This window comes from Stenotrophomonas maltophilia group sp. vghtpe118 (assembly GCF_052605195.1).
In genome coordinates this window covers 1,675,635-1,697,645 of record NZ_CP199672.1, presented here as the reverse complement: position 1 = coordinate 1,697,645, position 22,011 = coordinate 1,675,635, and the positions used below count along the sequence as shown (strand labels likewise).

At 66.2% G+C, this 22,011-nt stretch carries 21 protein-coding genes; 12 read left to right on the top strand and 9 right to left on the bottom strand.

What is annotated here, in order from left to right:
• Window positions 1–83 precede the first annotated feature (83 nt).
• Together ACUDTM_RS07925 and bioA are read right to left on the bottom strand one after the other, a co-directional pair.
• A complete protein-coding gene (locus ACUDTM_RS07925; RefSeq protein WP_061478896.1) occupies window positions 84–821 on the bottom strand; it encodes a 16S rRNA (uracil(1498)-N(3))-methyltransferase in 738 nt (245 codons plus the stop codon).
• Window positions 812–2,203, bottom strand: a complete 1,392-nt coding sequence (gene bioA / locus ACUDTM_RS07920; RefSeq protein WP_445391245.1) for an adenosylmethionine--8-amino-7-oxononanoate transaminase — start codon at window positions 2,201–2,203, stop codon at window positions 812–814. The genes ACUDTM_RS07925 and bioA overlap by 10 nt, the downstream gene beginning before the upstream one ends.
• 77 nt (window positions 2,204–2,280) lie before the next feature.
• On the opposite strand from bioA, the gene nudE reads away from it, so the two are divergent.
• The 7 genes from nudE to gcvH all read left to right on the top strand — a co-directional run bounded on the left by nudE (window position 2,281) and on the right by gcvH (window position 7,011).
• Window positions 2,281–2,844 (top strand): ADP compounds hydrolase NudE, encoded by a 564-nt coding sequence (gene nudE / locus ACUDTM_RS07915; protein ID WP_005418435.1) that lies wholly within the window; start codon window positions 2,281–2,283, stop codon window positions 2,842–2,844.
• Window positions 2,841–3,644 carry a 3'(2'),5'-bisphosphate nucleotidase CysQ gene (cysQ, locus tag ACUDTM_RS07910; protein WP_072168554.1) on the top strand — a complete coding sequence of 268 codons (804 nt, stop codon included), beginning with the start codon at window positions 2,841–2,843 and terminating at the stop codon, window positions 3,642–3,644. The genes nudE and cysQ overlap by 4 nt, the downstream gene beginning before the upstream one ends.
• A 13-nt stretch (window positions 3,645–3,657) precedes the next feature.
• Entirely contained in the window at window positions 3,658–4,497 is an 840-nt protein-coding gene (gene mazG, locus ACUDTM_RS07905; protein ID WP_445391244.1) for a nucleoside triphosphate pyrophosphohydrolase, read from the top strand.
• Window positions 4,494–4,823 carry a YnfA family protein gene (locus ACUDTM_RS07900; protein ID WP_072168556.1) on the top strand — a complete coding sequence of 110 codons (330 nt, stop codon included), beginning with the start codon at window positions 4,494–4,496 and terminating at the stop codon, window positions 4,821–4,823. Before mazG ends, ACUDTM_RS07900 begins: the two co-directional genes overlap by 4 nt.
• Window positions 4,824–4,947: 124 nt before the next feature.
• Window positions 4,948–5,250: a DUF962 domain-containing protein gene (locus ACUDTM_RS07895; protein ID WP_049415586.1), complete on the top strand. Its 303-nt coding sequence runs from the start codon at window positions 4,948–4,950 to the stop codon at window positions 5,248–5,250.
• Between the two features lie 159 nt (window positions 5,251–5,409).
• Entirely contained in the window at window positions 5,410–6,522 is a 1,113-nt protein-coding gene (gene gcvT / locus ACUDTM_RS07890) for a glycine cleavage system aminomethyltransferase GcvT (RefSeq protein ID WP_049438098.1), read from the top strand.
• A 93-nt stretch (window positions 6,523–6,615) separates the two neighbouring features.
• The gene (gcvH, locus tag ACUDTM_RS07885; RefSeq protein ID WP_005418426.1) at window positions 6,616–7,011 is read left to right on the top strand and encodes a glycine cleavage system protein GcvH; all 396 of its coding nucleotides are present in this window, start codon (window positions 6,616–6,618) and stop codon (window positions 7,009–7,011) included.
• A gap of 292 nt (window positions 7,012–7,303) precedes the next feature.
• Here the strand turns inward: gcvH and ACUDTM_RS07880 are convergent, their stop codons facing one another.
• Window positions 7,304–7,675, bottom strand: a complete 372-nt coding sequence (locus tag ACUDTM_RS07880; RefSeq protein ID WP_134968390.1) for a hypothetical protein — start codon at window positions 7,673–7,675, stop codon at window positions 7,304–7,306.
• Between the two features lie 111 nt (window positions 7,676–7,786).
• Here ACUDTM_RS07880 and ACUDTM_RS07875 point away from each other — a divergent pair, with 111 nt between their 5' ends.
• Window positions 7,787–8,293, top strand: a complete 507-nt coding sequence (locus ACUDTM_RS07875; protein ID WP_032954412.1) for a hypothetical protein — start codon at window positions 7,787–7,789, stop codon at window positions 8,291–8,293.
• A gap of 64 nt (window positions 8,294–8,357) precedes the next feature.
• Here ACUDTM_RS07875 and ACUDTM_RS07870 read toward each other — a convergent pair whose 3' ends face one another.
• Window positions 8,358–9,272, bottom strand: a complete 915-nt coding sequence (locus ACUDTM_RS07870; RefSeq protein ID WP_445391243.1) for a LysR family transcriptional regulator — start codon at window positions 9,270–9,272, stop codon at window positions 8,358–8,360.
• 114 nt (window positions 9,273–9,386) lie between these two features.
• On the opposite strand from ACUDTM_RS07870, the gene ACUDTM_RS07865 reads away from it, so the two are divergent.
• Complete coding sequence (locus ACUDTM_RS07865) at window positions 9,387–10,145, top strand: SDR family NAD(P)-dependent oxidoreductase (RefSeq protein ID WP_072168558.1); 759 nt, start codon at window positions 9,387–9,389, stop codon at window positions 10,143–10,145.
• 93 nt (window positions 10,146–10,238) lie between these two features.
• On the opposite strand, the gene ACUDTM_RS07860 is transcribed toward ACUDTM_RS07865, so the two are convergent.
• Complete coding sequence (locus tag ACUDTM_RS07860; protein ID WP_005418422.1) at window positions 10,239–11,639, bottom strand: serine hydrolase domain-containing protein; 1,401 nt, start codon at window positions 11,637–11,639, stop codon at window positions 10,239–10,241.
• Window positions 11,640–11,924: 285 nt separating this feature from the next.
• Here ACUDTM_RS07860 and ACUDTM_RS07855 point away from each other — a divergent pair, with 285 nt between their 5' ends.
• Together ACUDTM_RS07855 and ACUDTM_RS07850 are read left to right on the top strand one after the other, a co-directional pair.
• Window positions 11,925–13,253: an NTP/NDP exchange transporter gene (locus tag ACUDTM_RS07855; RefSeq protein WP_072168559.1), complete on the top strand. Its 1,329-nt coding sequence runs from the start codon at window positions 11,925–11,927 to the stop codon at window positions 13,251–13,253.
• A 42-nt stretch (window positions 13,254–13,295) separates the two neighbouring features.
• Window positions 13,296–13,646, top strand: coding sequence for a DUF1304 domain-containing protein (locus ACUDTM_RS07850; RefSeq protein ID WP_072168560.1), 351 nt, complete (start codon window positions 13,296–13,298; stop codon window positions 13,644–13,646).
• A gap of 501 nt (window positions 13,647–14,147) precedes the next feature.
• Here the strand turns inward: ACUDTM_RS07850 and ACUDTM_RS07845 are convergent.
• The 3 genes from ACUDTM_RS07845 to ACUDTM_RS07835 all read right to left on the bottom strand — a co-directional run bounded on the left by ACUDTM_RS07845 (window position 14,148) and on the right by ACUDTM_RS07835 (window position 18,083).
• Window positions 14,148–14,615: a hotdog fold domain-containing protein gene (locus ACUDTM_RS07845; RefSeq protein WP_072168561.1), complete on the bottom strand. Its 468-nt coding sequence runs from the start codon at window positions 14,613–14,615 to the stop codon at window positions 14,148–14,150.
• Between the two features lie 76 nt (window positions 14,616–14,691).
• Window positions 14,692–17,169: an acyl-CoA dehydrogenase gene (locus ACUDTM_RS07840; protein WP_445391242.1), complete on the bottom strand. Its 2,478-nt coding sequence runs from the start codon at window positions 17,167–17,169 to the stop codon at window positions 14,692–14,694.
• Window positions 17,166–18,083 (bottom strand): alpha/beta fold hydrolase, encoded by a 918-nt coding sequence (locus tag ACUDTM_RS07835; RefSeq protein ID WP_032954411.1) that lies wholly within the window; start codon window positions 18,081–18,083, stop codon window positions 17,166–17,168. Before ACUDTM_RS07835 ends, ACUDTM_RS07840 begins: the two co-directional genes overlap by 4 nt.
• Before the next feature lie 153 nt (window positions 18,084–18,236).
• Between ACUDTM_RS07835 and ACUDTM_RS07830 the strand changes: the two genes are divergently transcribed.
• Window positions 18,237–18,839: a TetR/AcrR family transcriptional regulator gene (locus ACUDTM_RS07830; RefSeq protein WP_005418411.1), complete on the top strand. Its 603-nt coding sequence runs from the start codon at window positions 18,237–18,239 to the stop codon at window positions 18,837–18,839.
• Window positions 18,840–18,980: 141 nt separating this feature from the next.
• Here ACUDTM_RS07830 and ACUDTM_RS07825 read toward each other — a convergent pair whose 3' ends face one another.
• Window positions 18,981–21,863: a TonB-dependent receptor domain-containing protein gene (locus ACUDTM_RS07825; protein ID WP_111129172.1), complete on the bottom strand. Its 2,883-nt coding sequence runs from the start codon at window positions 21,861–21,863 to the stop codon at window positions 18,981–18,983.
• Between the last annotated feature and the right edge of the window lie 148 nt (window positions 21,864–22,011).

Here is a 22,011-nt window from a genome sequence, read left to right as displayed (position 1 = left end):
CAGACCGGTAGTGCCGGCCGCTGGCCGGCAACCTCATGATCCCGTGGATGCCGGCCAGCGGCCGGCACTACCACGAACCTGTCTTATCCCAGGTCGCCCAACCGCGCCTGCAACGCCGCGACCGCGGCCAGCCCGGCCGTTTCCGTGCGCAGGATCCGCGGGCCCAGCTGCAGTCCCTGGAACCCTGCCGCTGCCAGCTGGTCGCGGTCGCGCGGCGACCAGCCCCCTTCCGGGCCGATCGCGAGCACGACGCCCCCTGCCGGAGCGGCCGTCAGCGTCGACAGGCGATGTGCGCCCCGCGGATCCAGGGTCAGCCGCAGCGTATCGGCCGGCAGCGCCGCCGCGGCCTGCGCCAGCGACAGCGGAGGCCCCACCTGCGGAATGCGCGCACGCCCGGACTGGCCGCAGGCCGACGTCACCACGTTGTTCCAGTGCGCCACGCGCTTCTCGGCCCGTGCTGGATCGAGCTTCACCTCGGTGCGCTCGGCGTTGACCGGAATGATCGCCGCCACGCCCAGTTCGGTGGCCTTCTGCAGGATCAGGTCCATCTTCTCGCCACGGGCGATGCCCTGCAGCAGGGTGATCGCCAGCGGTGATTCATTATCGATGGCCTGCACAGCATCGATGCGCACCTGCACTTCGCGCTTGCCGGCCACGGTCAGCGTGGCGCTGTAGTCATGGCCGTCGCCGTTGAACAGCACGCAGGTGTCTCCCTCGCGCAGGCGCATCACCCGCACCAGGTGGTTGGCCGTCTCTTCCGGCAGGGTCACGGTCTGGCCGCTGTGCAGCGCCAGGTCGATGGGGCAGCGGGTCACGCGCATGCAATCGCCTCGTCGATGGCCGCCAGCGTGGTGTGTGCCAGCAGCTCCAGTTGTTCGTCATCCACGCAATAGGGTGGCATCCAGTACAGCACGTCGCCCAGCGGGCGCAGCACCACGCCGCGCTTGAGGGCGGCCTTGTAAGCGTGCAGGCCCAGCCGCAGGCCCGGGTCGAACGGCGTGCGCCTGTTGCCGTCGCGCGACAGCTCGAACGCCACCACCATGCCGGCCTGGCGCACGTCGGCCACGTGCGGATGGTCGGAAAATGGCGCCGCCAGCGTGCCCATCACCGAGGCGATGCCCCGGTTGCGGGCGATCACATCGTCGTCGCGGAAGATGTCCAGCGTCGCCAGTGCCGCCGCGCAGGCCAGCGGATTGCCGGTGTAGCTGTGCGAATGCAGGAAGGCGCGCTCGCGCGAGTCGTCGAGGAAGGCGTCGTACAGCGCCTGCGTGGCCAGCACGGCGGCCAGCGGCAGGAAGCCGCCGGTCAGGCCCTTGGAAAGGCACATCAGGTCCGGCATCACCCCTGCCTGCTCGCAGGCGAACAGGGTGCCGGTGCGGCCGAAGCCGGTGGCGATCTCGTCGGCGATCATGAACGCGCCATGGGCATCGCACAGTTCGCGCACGCGCTGCAGATAGACCGGGTCATGCATGCGCATGCCGCCGGCACACTGCAGGCGTGGTTCCAGGATCACCGCGCAGATCTCGCCCGGATGCTGGTCGAACAGCGTGGCCAGGCCGTCGGCAGCCTGCCGTGCGCGGTCGGCCGCGCTCTGGCCGGGTTCGGCCAGGTAGGCATCGGGCGACGGCGCGAACAGCGCTTCGGCCAGCAGCGGTGCATAGACGCGGCGATACAGCGGGATGTCACCCAGCGCCAGCGCGCCCAGGGTCTCGCCGTGGTAGCCGTTTTCCAGTGCAATGAAACGCGTGCGCCGCGGCTCCCCACGGTTCTGGAAATACTGGAAGGCCATCTTCAGCGCCACTTCCACGCCGGCCGAGCCGTTGTCGGCGTAGAACACCTTGGCCAGCGGCGCGCGGCCGGGCTGGCGTGGTGCCAATGCCAGCAGGCGTTCGGCCAAGGTGATGGCCGGCTCATGGCTGAAGCCGGCCAGCATCACCTGTTCCAGCTGCGTGGCCTGGGTGGCAATGGCACCGCCGATGCGCGGTTCGGCATGACCGAACAGGTTGGTCCACCAGCTGCTGACGGCGTCCAGATAGCGGTGGCCGTCGTGGTCGATCAGCCACGCGCCTTCGCCACGGGCGATCGGCACCAGCGGCAGGGTGTCCGGATGCTCACGCATCTGCGTGCACGGGTGCCACAGCACCTGCAGGTCGCGCTGCCGCCAGTGGCGGGCCAGCGGGGAGGGGGTCGGGTCTGCTAGCATTTCGGGCTCATGAACATGTTGCTGCCTGCACATTCTATCGGCCCCGGCGCAGCCGCCGGTCGCCGCGGAGATTCCGCATGAACGATGACCGTGCCGGCCGTCGCTTGCCGATCATCCATCGGATCACCGATGAGGAGAACGGCCCCTTCCAGCGCCAGCATCTGGACCTGGAGTTCTCCAACGGTGAACGTCGCCGTTTCGAGCGCCTGGTCAGCCGTGGTCACGGTGCGGTGGTGGTGGTGCCGATGCTCGACGATGAAACCGTGCTGCTGGTGCGTGAATACGCCGCCGGCATGCATCGTTACGAACTGGGGCTGGTGAAGGGCAGGATCGACGCCGGCGAGACCCCCGAGCAGGCTGCCGACCGCGAACTGAAGGAAGAGGCTGGTTATGGTGCGCGCCGGGTCGACGTGCTGCGCGCGATGACACTGGCCCCGACCTACATGAGCCACCAGTCGTGGCTGGTGGTGGCGCGCGACCTGTACCCGGAAAAACTGGCCGGCGACGAGCCGGAAGAACTGGAAGTGGTGCCGTGGAAGCTGGCCGAACTGGACCAGCTGATGTTGCGCGAGGACTTCTCCGAGGGACGCTCGCTGGCGGCGCTGTTCATTGCCCGCCAGTGGCTGCAGGGAACGCGATGATCAAGCTGACGACGGACCTGCGCGAGACCGCCATCGCCATCGCCCAGCAGGCCGGCCAAGCCATCATGCAGGTGTATGCCGATGGCTTCGAGGTCCAGATCAAGGACGACAACAGCCCGGTCACCGCGGCCGACCTGGCGGCCAACCAGGTCATTGAGCTGGGCCTGCAGCAGCTGACACCGGACCTGCCGATCCTGTCCGAGGAATCGGCGCAGGCGGGCTGGGAGCATCGCCGCCATTGGGGCGCTTACTGGCTGGTGGATCCGCTCGACGGTACCCGCGAGTTCGTCAAGCGCAACGGCGAATTCAGCGTCAACATCGCCTTGATCTACCAGGGCGCGCCGGCATTCGGCGTGGTGCTGGCGCCGGTCACCGGCATTGTCTGGCATGCCATGCGCGGCGAACTGGCCTATCGGCGGCAGGGCCTGCATGACACCGTGCTGCGCACCCGCACACCGGCCACGGCTCCGCTGCGCGTTGCCGCCAGCCGCTCGCACCGTTCGCCGGAAACCGAGGCGCTGCTGGCGCGCATGGGCCGCATCGAGACCATCGCGCAGGGCTCGTCGCTGAAATTCTGCCGGATCGCCGAAGGCGGCCTGGATGTCTATCCGCGGCTGGGCCCGACCTCTGAATGGGATACGGCCGCCGGCCAGTGCGTGCTGCATGCCGCCGGCGGCGCGGTGCTGTCGGCGGCGACCGGCAAGCCGTTCCGCTACAACCGCCGCGAGACCCTGTTGAACGGCGATTTCATTGCCCTTGGTGATACCAGCCTGCCGTGGCGCGACTGGTTGTCCGACTGATCCTGGAGGCCGCATGAGCGCGCACGACACCCCCACCACTGGCAGCGCCGCAAGCAACGAACTGGAGCGCCTGCTGGCGATCATGGCGCGGCTGCGCGATCCGCAGGGAGGCTGCCCGTGGGATCTGGAGCAGAACTTCGAGACCATCGCCCCCTACACCATCGAAGAAGCCTACGAGGTCGCCGATGCGATCGACCGCGGCGACCTGGACGATCTCTGCGACGAGCTTGGCGACCTGCTGCTGCAGGTGGTGTTCCACGCACGCATGGCCGAGGAGCAGGGGGCGTTTGCCTTCGCCGAGGTCGCCCGTGCGATCAGCGACAAGATGCAGCGCCGTCACCCGCACGTGTTCGCCGATGTCAGCGTGGACGATGCCGACGGGGTGACGCGCAACTGGGAGGCGATCAAGCGCGCCGAGCGTGCCGCCAAGGGCGAGCAGGACACCTCCGCACTGGCCGGTATCTCGCGCGGCCTGCCGGAATGGCAGCGGGCGGTGAAGCTGCAGTCGCGCGCAGCCAAGGTCGGTTTCGACTGGCCGGGTCCGCTGCCGGTGCTGGACAAGGCCGCCGAGGAGCTGCAGGAGCTGCGCGAGGAGTTCGAACGCGGCGATGTCGCGGGCAACAAGGCGCGCCTGCAGGAAGAACTGGGCGACCTGCTGTTCGTCTGCGCGAACCTGGCGCGTCATGCCGATATCGATCTGGGCGCTGCACTGCGCGGTGCCAACCACAAGTTCGAGCGTCGCTTCCGCGCGATGGAAGCGCAGGCCGACGCACAGGGTGAGGCGTTGGCCGAACTGGACCTGGATGCGCAGGAAGCACTGTGGCAGCAGGCCAAGGCAGCAGAGAAGGCGTGAAAACGCTCGGCCTGTTCCTGCTGACCGCGCTGGCCGAGATCGTTGGCTGCTACCTGCCATGGTTGTGGCTGCGCAAGGGAGGCAGCGTCTGGCTGCTGCTGCCGGCGGCGGCCAGCCTGGCCCTGTTCGCCTGGCTGCTGACCCTGCACCCGACGGCCAGTGGACGGGTCTATGCCGCCTACGGTGGCGTCTACATCGGCACCGCGCTGTTCTGGCTGTGGCTGGTCGATGGCATTCGTCCCAGCCGCTGGGACCTGCTGGGCGCAGCGCTGTGCCTGGCCGGCATGGCGGTGATCATGTTCGGGCCGCGCACCTCATCGGTGTAGAGCCGAGCCATGCTCGGCTGCTCTCCTTCCGACCGCGCTGGCGCGCGCAAGCCGAGCATGGCTCGGCTCTACAAGGTCAGCGATGGCGCATGATGTGGGCGACCCTGGTTCCCCGAGCCTGCTCATGTCCCGCTTCGCCAGCTTCCGCGAGTTCTATCCGTTCTATCTCAGCGAACACCGCCACCCGGTATCGCGGCGGCTGCACTTCATCGGCAGTTGCGGGGTCCTGCTGCTGGTCGCCACTGCCTTGCTGCGCGGCCAGCCGCTGTTCCTGCTCGGCGCCCTGTTCTGCGGCTACGGGTTCGCCTGGGTCGGCCATTTTTTCTTCGAGAAGAACAGACCGGCGACGTTCCGCCATCCGCTGTACTCGTTCATGGGTGACTGGGTGATGTTCCTCGACATCCTGCGTGGGCGGGTGCGCCTGTAGCGGGCGGCTGCGGCGCTTTGCGGGCATTGCCTCGCCGGCAGAGGAAAGGGTGGGGCGGGTTGCACTTCCGCTTGCATGAACCGCTGCGCTGCGGCACGCCTGCGGGCGACCGATCTGGGATAATGGGGTTTCCTGTTTCCTCTGCTGCCGGACCCGGTCATGACCCAGAAGACGCTGCTCAACGATACCCACCGCGCCCTTGGCGCCAAGATGGTCGATTTCGGGGGTTGGGACATGCCCATCCACTACGGCTCGCAGCTGGACGAGCACCATCTGGTGCGCCGTGAGTCCGGCGTGTTCGACGTCAGCCACATGACGGTGGTCGACCTGCGCGGTGACCAGGTCAAGCCGTTCCTGCGCCGCCTGCTGGCCAACTCGGTCGACAAGCTGAAGGTGACCGGCAAGGCACTGTACTCGTGCATGCTGAATCCGCGCGGCGGCGTCATCGACGACCTGATCGTCTACTACCTGGGCGACGACTTCTTCCGCATGGTGGTCAATGCCTCTACCCGCGAGAAGGACCTGGCCTGGCTGCGCGAGCAGGCTGCGCCGTTCGGCGTCGCCGTCGAGCAGCGCCCGGACCTGGCCATCCTCGCCGTGCAGGGCCCGCAGGCGCGCGACATCGTGATCGGCCTGGCCCGCGAAGCCGACCGCGCAGCGTTGACCAAGCTGGGTCGCTTCGCCGCCCTGCAGGTGCAGTCCGATGACGGCGTCGAGCTGTTCGTCGCGCGCACCGGCTACACCGGTGAAGATGGTTTCGAGATCCTGCTTCCGCAGGACGCCGTGGTCGCCTTCTGGAACCGCCTGCTGGCGGCGGGCGTGAAGCCGGCCGGCCTTGGCGCGCGCGACACCCTGCGCCTGGAAGCTGGCATGAACCTGTACGGCCAGGACATGGACGAAGAGATCAGCCCCTACGAAGCGGCGCTGGCCTGGACCGTGTCGCTGGACGAAGGCCGCGACTTCATCGGCCGCGACGTGCTGGAGGCGCAGAAGAGCGCCGGCACCGCGCGCCAGATGATCGGCCTGGTGATGGACGAGAAGGGCGTGCTGCGCCATGGCCAGACGGTCACCACGGCCAGCGGCCAGGGCGAGATCCTGTCCGGCACCTTCTCGCCGACGCTGGCCAAGGGCATCGCCTTCGCCCGCGTGCCGGCCGGTGAACTCGGCGAGGTCACCGTCGACATCCGTGGCCGTCAGGTGCCGGTGCGGGTGGTCAAGTTCCCGTTCGTTCGGGAAGGCCAGGCGCAGCCCGGCGTGCTCGCCGACGCCTGATCCGTACGTGCCGGTCGTCACTGACAGCAGTGGTGGCCGGTTGGTTACACTAGCCCCGTTTTTTCCACCCCTGCATATCTCTGGAGCAGTCCCATGAGCGAGATCCCCGGCGACCTCAAGTTCCTCAAGTCCCATGAGTGGGCCCGTGTCGAAGGCAATGGCCGCGTCACCGTCGGTATTTCCGACCACGCCCAGGGCCTGCTGGGTGACCTGGTCTACGTCGAACTGCCGGAAGTCGGCGCCGACGCCAAGGCCGGCGAGCAGATCGCCGTCGTCGAGTCGGTGAAGGCCGCCTCGGACGTCTACAGCCCGATCAGCGGCAAGGTCGTCGAGGTCAACTCGGCCCTGTCCGACAAGCCGGAAACCATCAACGAAGATGCCTACGGCGAAGGCTGGATGTTCGTGGTCGAACTGACCAACGCCGATGAGGTCAACGAGCTGCTGGATCCGGACGCGTACGCCGAAGCCCTGGAGAACGAAGACCACTGAGTCGTCGTTTCCGGATTCTGGAACGGCCACCTTCGGGTGGCCGTTTTTGTTTTGGCGACTGCACCGGACTCATGACGCGGGGTTCGCTGCGCACCCTCGGCGTGGCATCAGCCGACAGGCGAACGGTGCCGATGGGCGTGCGCAGTTTTGCGCAAATCCGCGTTTCAGCCCCGCGCCGACGCACTCGGATGTGAAAACTTTTCGCCCCCTGTTGCGGCGCCGTTGTGCTGGCGTTGGTGGCGGCGCCGGTGACCATCGACGTCGCACGCGCGATGCCGTTGCGAGTCTGTGTCTAAATGCGCGGAGTGCTTATTTCAAGTGTTTTTTGTTCAACGTATGCATCGATGCCGGTGCATGCAGCACGCTTGCGCGATGCTTCAACCGCCATCGCGGGCCGCGTAGAGCAGTGGCGCCGACGGCGCTCGGAAAGGCGCGGATGTGAAAATTTTTCGCGGGGGTTGTTGACAGTAAAAAAAACCGTGATTAGGTTTCGCCTCAGCAGACCTTGCCTGCCCAACCGAGTGCGCAGAATCAATCGTCCGATGCGAAGCAGCCCCTTCAAGACCACCGCGACCCTGATGACGGTGGACACGGCCCCGCTTCCCCCGGAGAAATGCAAGGCACCTCCCGTTCCGATGTCCGCTCCGCCGATCGAGGCGGGCATCGCCGCATCCGTAACGGCGCGCCTGACGCGCCGGCGGTCCCCGCACGCAGCATCCGCGGGTTTGATCCAACTGGGCGTTTCAACTCCCTATCACTGACGAGGAGCCATCCCATGGCAACCAAGAAAGCTGCGAAGAAGAAGCCCGCCGCCAAGAAAGCGGTGAAGAAGGTCGCGAAGAAGGCCGCTGCCAAGAAGGCAGTGAAGAAGGTCGCGAAGAAGGCGACTGCCAAGAAGGCAGTGAAGAAGGCGGCGAAGAAGGTCGCCAAGAAGACCACTGCGAAGAAGGCAGTGAAGAAGGCGGCGAAGAAGGTCGCCAAGAAGTCCACTGCCAAGAAGGCCGTCAAGAAGACCGCGAAGAAGGCGGCCAAGAAGGCCACCAAGAAGACTGCCAAGAAGGCTACGGCCCGCAAGCCGGCCAAGAAGGTCGCAAAGAAGGCGACTGCCAAGAAGGCCGTCAAGAAGACCGCAAAGAAGGCAGTAAAGAAGACCGCGAAGAAGGCTACCAAGAAGGCTGCCCCGAAGAAGGCAGCGAAGAAGGTTGCCAAGCGCAAGCCGGCCGCCCGCAAGAAGAAGGCCGCTCCGGTCGCTCTGCCGGCAACCCCGGCGCCGCTGATCTAAGTACTTCCCGATAGCCGCATCCTGAAACCCCCTTCCCTGGCTGCCCAGCGGGGAGGGGGTTTTTTTATGGGCGGCTTCGATCGCCTGGTGGGGTGACTACCGGCGGGAATCGTTCCACCAGGAAGTCGAGGAAGCTGCGCAGGCGGGTGGAGTGGTAACGGTCGTGCGCATAGACCACGTGCATCGGCCGACCGGCCTGGCCGTGCCCTGGGAGCAGCTGCACAAGTCGTCCAGCCTCGACATCGGCTGCCAGCAGCAGCGTCGACTGCAGGACGATGCCCAGGCCAAGCAGCGCCGCCGAACGCAGCGCTTCGCCATTGTTGATCTGCAGTCGGCCGTCGGGCACGTGGTCGAGCTCGCCAGCGTCGTCCTGCAGCCACTGCGCAAGTGCACTCGGTTCGAACGACAGGCATTGATGGCCGGCAAGTGCATGCACGCTGTGTGGCGTGCCATGCCTGGCCAGATACGCCGGCGAGGCGCACATCATCAGGCGATAAGGGGCCAGGGCTCGTGCCACCAGCACGCTCCTGTCGGCCAGCGTGCCGATCCGCAGCGCCGCTTCGAAGCCCTCTTCGGCAAGGTCGACCACGCGATCGGTCAGCGTCGCTTCGACCCGGACATCCGGATGGCGCGCCATGTACTCGGCCAGTGCCGGTACCAGCGCATGCGTACCGAAGATCACTGGTGCACTGATGCGCAGCGTGCCCGCCGGTGCCAGGTGCTGGTGCTGCGCCTGCGCATCGGTTTCGTCCACCAGGCGCAGGACCTCCCGGCAGCGCGTGTAGTAATCCTGGCCGAACGGGGTCGTGTGCTGGCGCCGGGTGGTTCGGCTCAACAGCTGCATGCCCAGCCGTGCTTCCAATGCACGCAGATGCTTGCCGGCCATCGTCGCGGAGATGTTCATCGCCGCAGCTGCCGCACTGAGGCTGCCCTTGTCCACGATCAGCACGTAGACCCGCATGCTTTCCAGCAGGTTCATCTGACACCCCGGGTGTTGAATGCTGAAACCTGCGCGGAGTTTATCAATCAGGGGTGATCAAACAGCATGTCGTGCAAGGGCTGGATTGGCCGGCCATGCGGACAGGAGAACACCATGGACTTGAATCTTGCAGGCCGTACCGCTTTGGTGACGGGCGCGGCCAGCGGCATCGGTGCCGCCGTCGCCAGGCAGCTGGCGGCCCAGGGCGTGCGCGTTGCCATCACGTCACGGCAGCGGGCACCCCTGCAGGCGCTGGCGGCGCGGATCGAAGCCGAAGGCGGCGTGGCACCGGTCATCGTGGCCGGCGATGTCACCGTGGCCGGTGACGTCCGGTACATCGCGCAGGCATCCCGGGACGCATTGCAACGCGTCGACATCCTGGTCAACGCCGCAGGTGGCTCCCGGCCGACCACCGTCGATGCCGATGATGATGTCTGGGAGGAAGCGATCGCCCTGAACTTTTCCGCTGCGCGGCGGATGACCCAGGCGCTGTTGCCTGGCATGCAGGCGCAGGCATGGGGGCGGGTGATCAACTTCAGCGGTTCGATGGAACCGCGTGCGGTGAACGCGGCCACTGCGGCGAAGGCGGCGCTGCATCTGTGGAGCAAGGGGCTGTCGTCGGAGGTGGCCGGGCAGGGCATTACGGTGAATGCGATTGCACCGGGGCGCATCAACAGCGCGCAGATCCTGGAACGCCTGCATCCCACCGAGGAAAGCCGGCGTGCGTTCATCGCCAGCAACATCCCGATCGGACGCTTCGGTGAACCCGAGGAAGTGGCGCCACTGGTGGCCTTCCTGTCCTCGCCGCTGGCCGGCTACATCACAGGCGCGGTGATTCCGGTGGACGGCGGCATGCACTACTTCGCGCACTAGCGCCGCGGAACTGCTCTTTGCATCTGTAGAGTCGAGCCAACAAAAAGGGCGACCCGCAGGCCGCCCTTCGCACACACGATCGAGCCCGCCTGATCAGCGCGGCGACGCCACCGCACGATTGCCCGAGGCGCCCTTGCCCTTGCGCTTGTCCTGCTGCGCCGGGCTGGCGCCCTCGGCCATCAGGTTGTCGCTGCCGAAGTCGGTGTCCACGTCCAGCCAGCGCTGCGCCGGCAGGCCGAGCGCGGAGTCGAGCACGGTCGGCAGCAGGCCGCTGGGCAGGCTGCTTTCGCCATTCCACATGATGGCGATGCCCAGATCGCGTTCCGGCACCAGCGCGACCAGGCCGCGATAGCCCTGCACGGCACCGGCATGGAACACCACGTCGTGGCCGGCGTAGTCGAAGGTGCGCCAGCCCAGGGCGTAGCCGGCCGAGTGCAGGCGCTCGCGGCGCCAGCCCGAACGCATCTCGCCGGGGGTGCTGATCAGGCTCGAATGCAGGGTGGCCAGCAGCGGTGCCGGCAGCACGTCGGGGCGGTGGCCGGTGTGGGCGAGCAGCCACTGCGCCATGTCGCTGGCGCTGGCATTGACGCCGGCCGCCGGGGCGACCCGGTAGTAGGTCGGCTTCGGCGTCAGCGAGACCCAGCCGTTGCGGCTGCGCACGTGAGGACGCGCCCAGCGCGAGCTGGCCTGGATGCCGGCCAGGCCGAGGCTGGCATCGTTCATGCCCAGCGGCTTGAAGATGCGGCGCTCGACCGACTGCTCGTAGAAACTGCCGGAGGCCGCGTAGACGACATCGCCGATCAGGCTGAAGGCCACGTTCTGGTAGGCATAGCAGTCGCCCGGCAGGCACTTCAGGCTGGTGTTGGCCAGTTTCTGGGTCAGCGCGTAGTACTCGGCGTTGCCCTCGATGTCGCGGTCGTAGGCGTTGTACGGCAGGCCGACGCGATGGCTGAGCACGTCGGCCACGGTCAGGCGGTCGGTGGCTTCCGGCGAGTTCAGGCGGAAGCCCGGCACGTAGTCGGTGACCTTGCTGTCCCAGCGCAGCGTGCCGTCGTTGACCAGCAGGCCGGCCATGGTGCCGGCGAAGGCCTTGGACAGCGAGGCCAGGCGGAACACGGTGTGCGCATCGACCGGCAGCGGATTGTTGACGTCGGTGACGCCATAGCCGCGCGCGCTGAGGATGCGGCCGCCCTGCACGATCGCCACGGCCATGCCCGGCACGCGTTCGCCATAGGTGAGCTGCTGCGCCATCGATTCGATGTTGGCGACGTTGAAGCCGGGCGCCGGGGCCTGCACGCGCGGCACCAGGCCGGTGCGGTAGGCCGCCGGCTGGGTGTGGGCGACAGTGGGACCGGCAGCGGATTCGATGTTGGTCGGCATCGGCGGCAATGCCGGCGGTGTCTGCGCGGTGGTGGACAAGGCAACGGGCATCAGCATGCCCAGCAAACCGGTGGCCGCCGAACGGATCGGGCGACGCAGGCTGTTCTTTTTCATCGGTTGGACCCGTGCGCGACTGCTGATGGCGATTCTAGCGCCGCTTTTCCCTTGTGCACAAACAAAGCGAAGATGAATGCGCATCTCGTTGAAAAATTTGGAATTTGAGGTGCTGAAAGCATGTATCGGAACGTGTCATCCGGGGCCGATCAGCGGAGCCGATCCGCCCGCAGGAAGGCGCGTCGCGCTGGCGATGTTGCGGTGCATTGGCTAACGTACGCGTTTCATCGCCCCGGAGCCTGCCATGCCGCTGTCCAACCGCCGTCTTCAGGCGAGGGACACCGCGTGAGTGCGGTACGGAAGAAGGGGTCGCTGCAGGGCCTGGCGTCGGCACTGCGCGAGTCGCCAGCGCTGTGGTGGTCGTTCCTGTACTTCTTCTGCCTGCTCAGCGGCTACTACGTGCTGCGCCCGGTGCGTGAGGCCATGGCCGCCTCGGCAGACCTGGAAACGGTGTTCCCACCCGTGCTGATCGCCTGGTTCGCCAGCCACGGCATTGCGTTGAAGGACTTCGTGCTGCAGTTCCTGTTCTCCTGCGTGTTCGTGATCATGCTGGTGCTGCAGCCGGTGTACGGCTGGCTGGTCAGCCGCTTCCCGCGACGGGTGTTCCTGCCGGCGGTGTATGGGTTCTTCATCGTGACCCTGCTGGGCTTCTACATGATGTTCGACAGCGGCGTGCCTGGCCGCGGCATGGCCTTCTTCTTCTGGATCACCGTCTTCAACCTGTTCGCGGTGGCGGTGTTCTGGAGCTTCATGGCCGATGTGTTCTCCAATGTGCAGGCCCGGGCCTTCTATGGATACATTGGCGCGGCGGGCACCGTCGGTGCCTTCCTTGGTCCGATCATCACCAGTGCGCTGGTGCAGAGCGTGGGCATCGCCAACCTGATGCTGGTCTCCGCAGCTTTCCTGGTCGTGTGCCTGTTGTGCATCTGGCGGCTGCGGCACTGGGCGGTGCTGCGCGAACGCGAGCAGCAGCTGGTGTCCGGCGAGCAGCCGATGGGCGGCAGCGTGCTGGACGGCCTGAAGTTGATCGTGCGCGAGCCGCTGCTGCGCTGGCTGGCGATCATGGTGGTGTTCGGGGTGGGCGTGGGGACGCTGCTCTACAACGAGCAGGCTGCGATCGTGCGTGCGGCGTTCACTGACCCCGCAGCCAGCACCGCGTTTTTCTCGCGCATCGACTTGGCAGTGAATGCGCTGGCGCTGTTGATGCAGCTGGGCCTGACCCGCTGGTTGCTGTCCCGGCACGGCATCGCCCCGGCGCTGCTGATTCCCGGTTTCGCGATCCTGATCGGCTTCTCGGTGCTGGCGGCCTCGCCGATGCCGCTGATGGTCGCGGTAGTGCAGGTGATGACCCGGGCCAGCGAATTCGCACTGGCCAAGCCGGCGCGCGAGACAATCTACACGCGCGTGGACCGGCAGTGGCGCTACAAGGCCGGCGCAGCGATCGACACCGTGGTCTACCGCGGTGCGGACCTGAGCTTTGCCTGGGTGCACAAGGGCCTGTCATTGTTCGGCTCGCACGTAGTGTTCATCGGCGGCATGCTGGTGGCCGCGTGCATGACCGCAGCCGCGTTCGGTGTACTGCGCGAAGAAAAGAAACTGCCGCGCGACCGATGATTTCCCGGGCTCCGAGCCCCATCCCTGTCCAAGGAACCGCCCATGTACTGGATCGCACTCGCCCTGACCTTGCTGGTCGCACTGCTGCACGTCTATTTCCTGGCGCTTGAGATGTTCCTGTGGACCCGCCCGCTGGGCCTGAAGACGTTCCGCAACACGCCGGAGAAGGCGGCGACCACGCGCGTCCTGGCGGCCAACCAGGGCCTGTACAACGGCTTCCTGGCAGCAGGCATCGTGGTGGGGCTGGTGATCGATCAGCCAGTGCTGGTGACGTTCTCGCTGGCCTGCGTGGTGGTGGCGGGGTGCTATGGCGCCTACAGCGTCAGCCGCCGCATTTTCATGATCCAGGCGGTGCCTGCGATCCTGGCGTTGGTGTTTCGCGCGGTAGCGTAGATTCCAGCCAACGGCGCGGCCCCTCGTGGGTTGGCCGCGTAGAGCTTGTCATGGGGTTGGCCGGGCGGGTTGGGTTCGCGGGGGACGCCGCAAGTACGTCCGTGTAGGCTTGGCCGCGGCATCCATGCCGCGGACACCCCCGCGAACCCAACCCGCCCGGCCTCAGACAGGTTCCGTGCGCGGCCAGCCCACGGAGAAGAAAAAAAGAAGATCAAGAGCAACAGCGGGTCGCTGCGCTCGTTGGGTTCTGTGCGCATGGAAAAAAGCGGCCATTGGGCCGCTTCTGCTTCTGCTCTTCTTTTTTCTCTTGCGTGGGTGGACGCCGCAGAGATCTGTCAGAGGCCGGAGGGGTGGGGCCGGGCGGGGTATCCGCGCCATGGATGGCGCGGCTAAGCCTACAGGGACGTACTTGCGGCGTCCCCGCCTGGCCCCACCCCTCCGGCCCCACCGATAAACCGCATTCCGCGTCCACCCAAGAGGGGCTGCGCCGTTCGCGGGAACTTACTTGGCCGGCGACATCCACATGTCGATGATCGCGCTGAACACCTCGGTGCCCGCGCGGTCGCGCACGCTGACCGTCACCGGCAGCGCATAGCCCTCGGCCGCAACGACAATCGGTTGTGCCGGCAACGCCACCGCCTGCAGCGTGCCACGCGCCTTGGCCAGGTACTGCACCTGCATCCCCTTCGGGATCCAGCGCATGCCCTTCGGCAGCGATGCATCGACCATCAGCCCGGCGGTCAGTTCGGCCAGGTTGCACATCGCGATCGCGTGCACCGTGCCGATGTGGTTGCGTACTCTGCGGCGGTCGGCCAGCGTGCCTTCGCAGCGGCCGTGTTCCAGGCGGGTGATGCGTGGCGCGATGCTGGCGAAGTAGGGGGCCTTGAGGCACACCGCGCGCGAGAACAGCCAGGCGCCGGCGGGCCAGCGCTGCAGGCGTTGGTAAAGCGAGAGCAGGGGCGTGGACATGAGGGGTATTCCGTTCGGCGGATAACGCGACGGCGGGCCGAGGCCCGCCGTCGAAGGCAACGCGTGTCGCGGGCGATCAGGCCGCCTGCGAATGCGGATCCTTGCGCTGGCGGTCGTAGTAGCTGGCCGCGCGCAGTTCATGGGTGTCGAAGTCGTCCACGGTGATGGTGTCCAGGGTCAGCGTGCGCAGCTCTTCCAGCAGGCTGCGCTCGTCCTGGGTGATCACGCCCTCGGCCACGGCTTCGTCCAGCTGCGCCTTGAAGTCCAGCGCCTCGATGCCCTTGCTCTTCAGCGCCTTGAGGAACTTGCGCTCCACCGGCTCGGCCATGATCGCCTTGCTCAGGTAACTGTTGATGCGGCCGCCCGGGTTGTTCTCGCACGGGGTCAGGAACACGCCATTGGCGAGACGGTCGCGGGCTTCATTCGGCGCCATCAGCAGGGCGGCGACGCGGCGGCTCAAGCGATCACCCGGAGCCTCGGCACGACGGCCCAACGGGAAGATGAGCGCCCACATCAGCCAGCCGATCGGACGGATCGGGAAGTTGCGCAGCGCGGCCGACAGCGACTCTTCGATCTTGTGCACGCTGTCATGGAAGGCCCAGGCCAGCAGCGGCTGGTCGGCCTGCGGTGCACCTTCGTCGTGGTAGCGCTTGAGCATGGCGCTGGTCATGTAGACATGGCTCAGCACGTCGCCCAGGCGGCCGGACAGCGATTCCTTGAACTTCAGCTTGCCGCCCAGGGTCATCATCGAGATGTCGGCCATCAGCGCCAGGTTGGCCGAGTAACGGTCCAGCTTGCGGAAGTAGCGGCGGGTGTAGGCGTCGCCGGGGGCGGCGCCGAAGCGCGCGCCGGTCAGGCCGAACCAGAACGAACGCACGGCATTGGAGATGCCGAAGCGGATGTGGCCGAACAGGCTGCGGTCGAACTCCTGCAGGCCGGCACGGGTATCCGGATCCTGCGCGGCCTTCATTTCCTTGAGCACCCACGGGTGGCAGAGGATCGCACCCTGGCCGAAGATCAGCAGGCTGCGGGTCATGATGTTGGCGCCTTCCACGGTGATCGCGATCGGCGCGGCCTGCCAGCTGCGGCCGGCGAAGTTGCGCGGCCCCAGGATGATGCCCTTGCCGCCGATCACGTCCATCATGTCCGAGATCACTTCGCGGCTCATGGTGGTGCAGTGGTACTTGGCGATCGCCGACGGCACCGACGGCACGTCACCACGATCGACCGCGGCGGCAGTGGCCTGCGACAGCGCGCTGATCTTGTAGGCCTTGCCGCCGATGCGGGCCAGCGCTTCTTCCACGCCCTCGAAGCGGCCGACCGACAGGCCGAACTGCTTGCGGATGCGTGCATAGGCGCCGGTCACCGCGGCGCCAGCCTTGGCACCGCCGCTGGCGGTGGACGGCAGGGTGATCGAGCGGCCCACGGCCAGGCACTCGTTGAGCATGTTCCAGCCCTTGCCGGCCATGGCTGCGCCACCGATCAGCTGGGTCAGCGGAATGAACACGTCCTTGCCGCGGATCGGACCGTTCTGGAACGTCGAGTTCAGCGGGAAGTGGCGACGGCCGATTTCGACGCCGGCGGTGTCACGCGGCAGCAGGCCCAGGGTGATGCCGATGTCGCGGGTATCGCCGATCAGGCCATCCGGGTCGTACATGCGGAAGGCCAGGCCGATCAGCGAAGCGACCGGGGCCAGGGTGATGTAGCGCTTGTCGAAGGTCAGCTTGACGCCGAGCACCTGCTCGCCGTTCCACTCACCCTTGCAGACGATGCCGTAGTCCGGGATCGAAGTGGCGTCGGAGCCGGCGAACGGACCGGTCAGGCCGAAGCAGGGCACTTCGCGGCCATCGGCCAGGCGCGGCAGGTACTGGTCCTTCTGTTCCTGGGTGCCGTAATGCACCAGCAGTTCACCCGGGCCCAGCGAGTTGGGCACGCCGACGGTGGAGCTGACCACCGAGGACACCGAGGCCAGCTTCTGGATCACCTTGTGGTGGGCCAGCGCGGAGAAGCCCAGGCCGCCGTACTCCTTCGGGATGATCATGCCGAAGAACTTGTTCTTCTTGATGAAGGCCCACAGCTCCGGCGGCAGGTCGGCGTGGACGTGGGTGATTTCCCAGTCGTTGACCATCGTGCACAGCTCTTCCACCGGGCCATCGAGGAAGGCCTGTTCTTCAGCGGTCAGCTGCGGCTTGGGGTAGTTGAGCAGGATGTTCCAGTCCGGATCACCGGTGAACAGTTCGCCCTCGAAACCGACCGAACCGGTTTCCAGCGCGATGCGCTCGGTCTGCGACAGCGGCGGCAGCACCTTGCGGAACACCTTCATCATCGGGCCGGTCAGCAGCGGCTTGCGGATGAACGGCAGCAGCAGCGGCACGGCGATCACCGCCAGCACCGCCGCAGCGACGATGGTGGCGGTCTGGTTGACGTAGGGAATGAACCAGCAGGCGGCCAGCAGGGCCACGCTGATCAGCGTCCAGGTAACCAGCCGCATGCGGTGGTAGGCGACGAAGGCGCCTGCCAGCAGCAGGGCGAGGAAGGGAAGAACGATGCTCATGAGCGTGCTCCGGTGACGTGCTCGTTTGTGGCGGACGAAGCCGCAGCGTCCGCTGCGGGCAACACGTCCAGATAGTCCAACACAGTAGCGGTAAAGGCGTCGTTGTCATCGCCGGCGACCATGTGGGTCGCTTGCGGCAGCTGTACATGGCGCGCATGCGGCGCCAGCGCCAGGAATTCGGCCACGGTCTGCGGCGTGACCAGGTCGCTGCGGCCCCCGCTGACCAGCAGCAGCGGGCACTTCACCTGGCGTGCGGCCTCGGCCAGTGCGTCCTGGTGCTGTTCGCTGTCGCGGGCCAGCTCGGCCACCAGGCGCGGGTCCCAATGCCAGCGCCAGCGCCCGTGGCCGTCCTCGCGCAGCAGCGCACGCAGCGACTGCTCGGATTTGCGCGGCCGGTGCGGCATGTAGGCCGAGATCACGTCGGCGGCCTGGGTCAGCGAGGCGAAGCCGTCGGGATGGGCGGTCATGAAGGCGAGAATGCGCTCGACACCGGCGGTATCCCAGCGCGGGGTGATGTCGACCAGCACCATGGCCGAGAACAGGCCCGGCCAGCGCGATTCGGCAAGCAGGCCGAACAGGCCACCCATCGAAGCGGCAACCAGCACCGGCGGGCGCGGCTGTTCGCCGGCCAACACGATCAGGTCGTCGGCGAACTGTTCGCCGTGATAGGGCAGATCGGCGCCATTCCAGTCGGAATCGCCATGGCCGCGGGCGTCGTAGGCCAGCGTCTGCAGGCCGGCCGCGTTCAGTGCGCGGGCAGTGGCATTCCAGGCGTGGCGGGTCTGGCCGAAGCCATGGGCAAACAGGACCCGGCCACGCCGGCCATGGTCGCTGACGGTCGCCGCCAGGCGGGCGCCATGGGCGGCGTCCAGGCGCAGGTCATGGAACGCAGCTGGAGTTGGGGACATAACCATACTTGCTAGTATGGAGAGCTTCGAGAGGAAGTCAATACTGCACGGTATGGTGCGTTGCAGAACGCGCGTGGAGGGACCCTTCCGACGGGCCTGCGACGGTTTCGACCGCAACCGCGTACTGCAACGAACCCCGGCGTATGGTTAAATCAGTCCATGAATCAACCTGACGCTTCCGCCGGCGAACCGCGCGCCGGCCGCAACAGCCGCCTGAGTGCCGAAGACTGGGCCCAGGCGGCCCTCGATCTGATTGCTGAACAAGGTGTCGGCGCCGTCGCGGTAGAGCCGCTGGCACGGCGGCTCGGCGTCACCAAGGGCAGTTTCTACTGGCATTTCCCTTCGCGCGATGCATTGCTGCAGGCGGCGCTGGAACGCTGGGAACTGTTCGAACAGGAACAGGTGTTCGGCAGCCTGGAAGACGTACCGGATCCGCGCGTGCGCCTGCGCCAGCTGTTCCAGATGGTGGCGCATGAAGTGCAGCCGCACATCATCTACAGCGAGCTGCTGAAGGCGCTGGATCATCCGATGGTGCGGCCGGTGATCGACCGGGTCTCGCAGCGTCGCCTCGACTATCTGGTCGCCTCGTTCCGCCAGGCCGGCCTCAGCTCGACCGATGCGCGTCATCGCGCACGCCTTGCGTACGCCGCTTATGTCGGCTTCCTGCAGTTGTCGCTGCAGCTGCAGCAGCCCAAGCAGGCGCGCGAGGATTTCGAAGCGTACGTCGAGCATCTGATCGAGACGCTGATTCCGAACGGATGAGCGCCCGGACATGATCTCGAAGGAAGGCCGCAGCGATGCTGCGGCCTTTTTTGTTGTGCGCTGGCCAGCGCCCGTCTATGGCGCACAAAGAACAACGGCCCCTTTCGGGGCCGTTGCTGCATCAGCTGATCAGGTTCCCGATCAGAACTTCTGCTTGTACTGCATGTAGATCAGGCGACCGATGTCGTAGCCGCCGTAGTAGGAGTACTGCGAGTTCGGCGCCGAGTACATCTGCGGGCCGTAGTGGTCGAACACATTGCGTGCACCGACCGCGATGGTCGCATTCCACGGCGCGTTCCAGGAGAACTGGACGTCGTGGAAGGTGGTGGCGCCGCGCTTGTTCTGCGCCTGGTTGCGAGCCGGATCCGGCGAGCCGTAGTCAGGCAGCGAGCACTCGGTGGCGTAGTAGCAACGCTCCTTCACGCTGGAGAAGTAGCGGGTGCCCCAGGTGATGCCGAAGTCGCCGAATTCCCAGCCAACGGTCAGGTTCGAACGCAGGCGGAAGTTGCTGCCGAAGCCATTGTAGATCTGCACCGGGGAGTCATCATTGGCCGTCTTCAGAACGTTCTTGGTGACGTAGGTGTTCTGCAGGTTGAAGTTGAAGCTGCCCCAGGTGTCGGTCGCATAGCGGTAGCTTGCATCGAAGTCGAAGCCTTCGGTTTCGATGAAGCCGGCATTGCGGCTGCCGTAGGTCAGGTTGTTGACGTAGCCGAGCGTGGCGTCACGGGTGAAGGTGCTGCAGCGCTCAGCAATGCCCAGAACGTAGCAGTCGTTCAGCTGATCCGTCGGGGTATCGGAAACGATCGTGTTCTCGATCTTGATGTTGAACCAGTCCAGGCTCAGGTTCAGGCCCGGGGCGAAGGTCGGGCTCCAGACCAGGCCAACGGTCTTGGACTTGGACGTTTCCGGAGTCAGGTTCGGATTGGAGCCGGAGGTGAACGGCACCGGGCTCTGCTCATCCGGGCCTTCAGCCGGGACGTAACCCTGCTTCAGCTGGCGGAAGTTCGGGGCCAGGGCACCCAGGGCGGCAGCGCATCGCTGGGCCGTGGCGGCATCGGTTGCGGCCAGACCGAACGAGGTATCGCACGGATCGGTGAAGTACTCGAAGGACTGCGAGCTGCCGCCGTACAGGTCGGCGATGGTCGGCGCGCGGAAGCCTTCGGAGTAGGTCGCACGAACCAGCAGCTGATCGATCGGGCGCCACTTCAGGCCGAACTTGCTGTTGGTCGTGTTGCCGAAGGTGCTGAAGTCGGAGAAGCGGGTGGCTGCGCTCAGGCTCAGTTCCTTGGCACCGGGCAGGTCGGCCAGGATCGGTACGTTCAGCTCCAGGTACACTTCATTGACGTCGTACTTGCCGCCGGTCGGGCCAGCCGCCAGGTCGGTGGAGTAACCCGACTGCGACAGCGCGTCCGGATTGAAGTTGCCCTTCTCCTCGCGGTACTCGTAACCCAGTGCGAAGCCCAGGTCGCCTGCCGGCAGGGTCAGGATGCTACCCGCAATGTTGGCGTAGTAGGACGTCATCGTGGTTTCGCCGACGTTGTGCGTCGTCGGGAACAGGAACTGCTGCAGGTCCGGATTGCCGGTCAAGCCGCCATCACCGGTGCGGCCGAACGGAATGGCCGGGTTCCACGGGATGCAGCCGCCGGCGCCGGGGCCGTAGGCCGGGTTGGTGCCCGCAGCCAGGCCCGCTGCGGTTCCGCACTCCACGCGGCCGGTTGCCGGGTTGTAGAACGAGGCCCCGGTGGCGGCGTTGGCAGCCAGGACGTTGTAGTTGCCGGTCTGGCTCTGGTTGTTTTCGGAGTTCTGGTAGAGGTAGCCGGCTTCCCAGTCGAAGTACTTGTCATTGAACTGGAACGAGCCCTGCAGCGCGCCGCTGAAGCGGAACGTCGTCAGCTTGTTGTTGGAAACGCGCGGCACTTCCCAGCCACGGCGGACATACGCCATATCCTGGCCGAACGGGTTGTAGTAGCTGTTGGCCGACCAGATGGAACCGAGGTTGGCGTAGGCTTCGGACTGCAGCGGGTAACCGGCCACCTGCGCTTCCGATTCGCGGCGGGTGTACAGCAGGTCACCGCTGAAACGGACATTGTCGGTAAGGTCGTACTGCAGGTTGGCGAATACGCTGCGACGCTTTGTCGGGGTCAGCAGCTGCATCTGCTGGTTGGAGTTGCTTACGTCACCGGTGATCGGGGTCAGGTCGGTTTCGTGGAAGTCCGCCGCGTTGTAAGGATTGCCGCCGCGATTGAGGGTGAGCGACGGTGCGTCCGGATCGGTCGGGTCGAACACCGAGCCCCACTGGCTGACCGAGGTCCAGCCGGCGGTCGGATGGCGATTGGTGCGCGACGATTCGGAGAACCAGCGATCCTTTGCCCACACCGCCTTTTCGTTGGAGTACTCGGCACCGATGGTGATCGAGCCGCGATCGCCGGTGAAGCCGGCAACGAAATCGGCGCTCTGCTTTTGGCCGTCGCCTTCACTGTACTGCCCGGTGTAGGCGTTGACTTCCAGGCCTTCGAAATTCTTGCGGGTGATGATGTTGATCACGCCGGCCATGGCATCGGAACCGTACACCGAGGAAGCACCGTCCTTCAGCACGTCGATGCGCTCGACGATCGCCGACGGGATCTGCGACACGTCCTGATAACCGCTGACGCTGGCGCCGAGGCGCTTGCCGTCGACCAGGATCAGGGTGCGCTGTGCACCCAGGTTGCGCAGGTCGATGTAGTAGCCGCCGACCATTTCACCAGAGGACAGCGGTTCGGAACGGCTGATGGCCGGGCTGCCGGCGGCAGAAATGTTCTGCAGCACGTCAGCAACCGTCTTGAAGCCGCTCTTTTCGATGGTGGCGCGGCTCAGGCTCAACACCGGCTGGGCGGTTTCGGTATCGACCTGACGGATGCGCGAACCGGTGACCTCGATGCGGTCGAGGTTGGTCGCTTCCTGGGCGTGGGCCGTCGCGGTGGTGGCACCGGCGACAAGCGCGATCACAACTGCGTCACGCAGCTGGCTGGACTTGAGTTTCATTGGCTCTCTCTCTCCAAGAAATCTTGGCTGGGGTTAGTGCCCGGCGGGGGAGCGAAAAAGCGCTCCCAAATCGCGAGGCTGACCCGATAGTAACGGGCGTTCGCCAAGAATTAAAGCTGTGTTAATGAAGTCTGTGATTTTGGTAAAA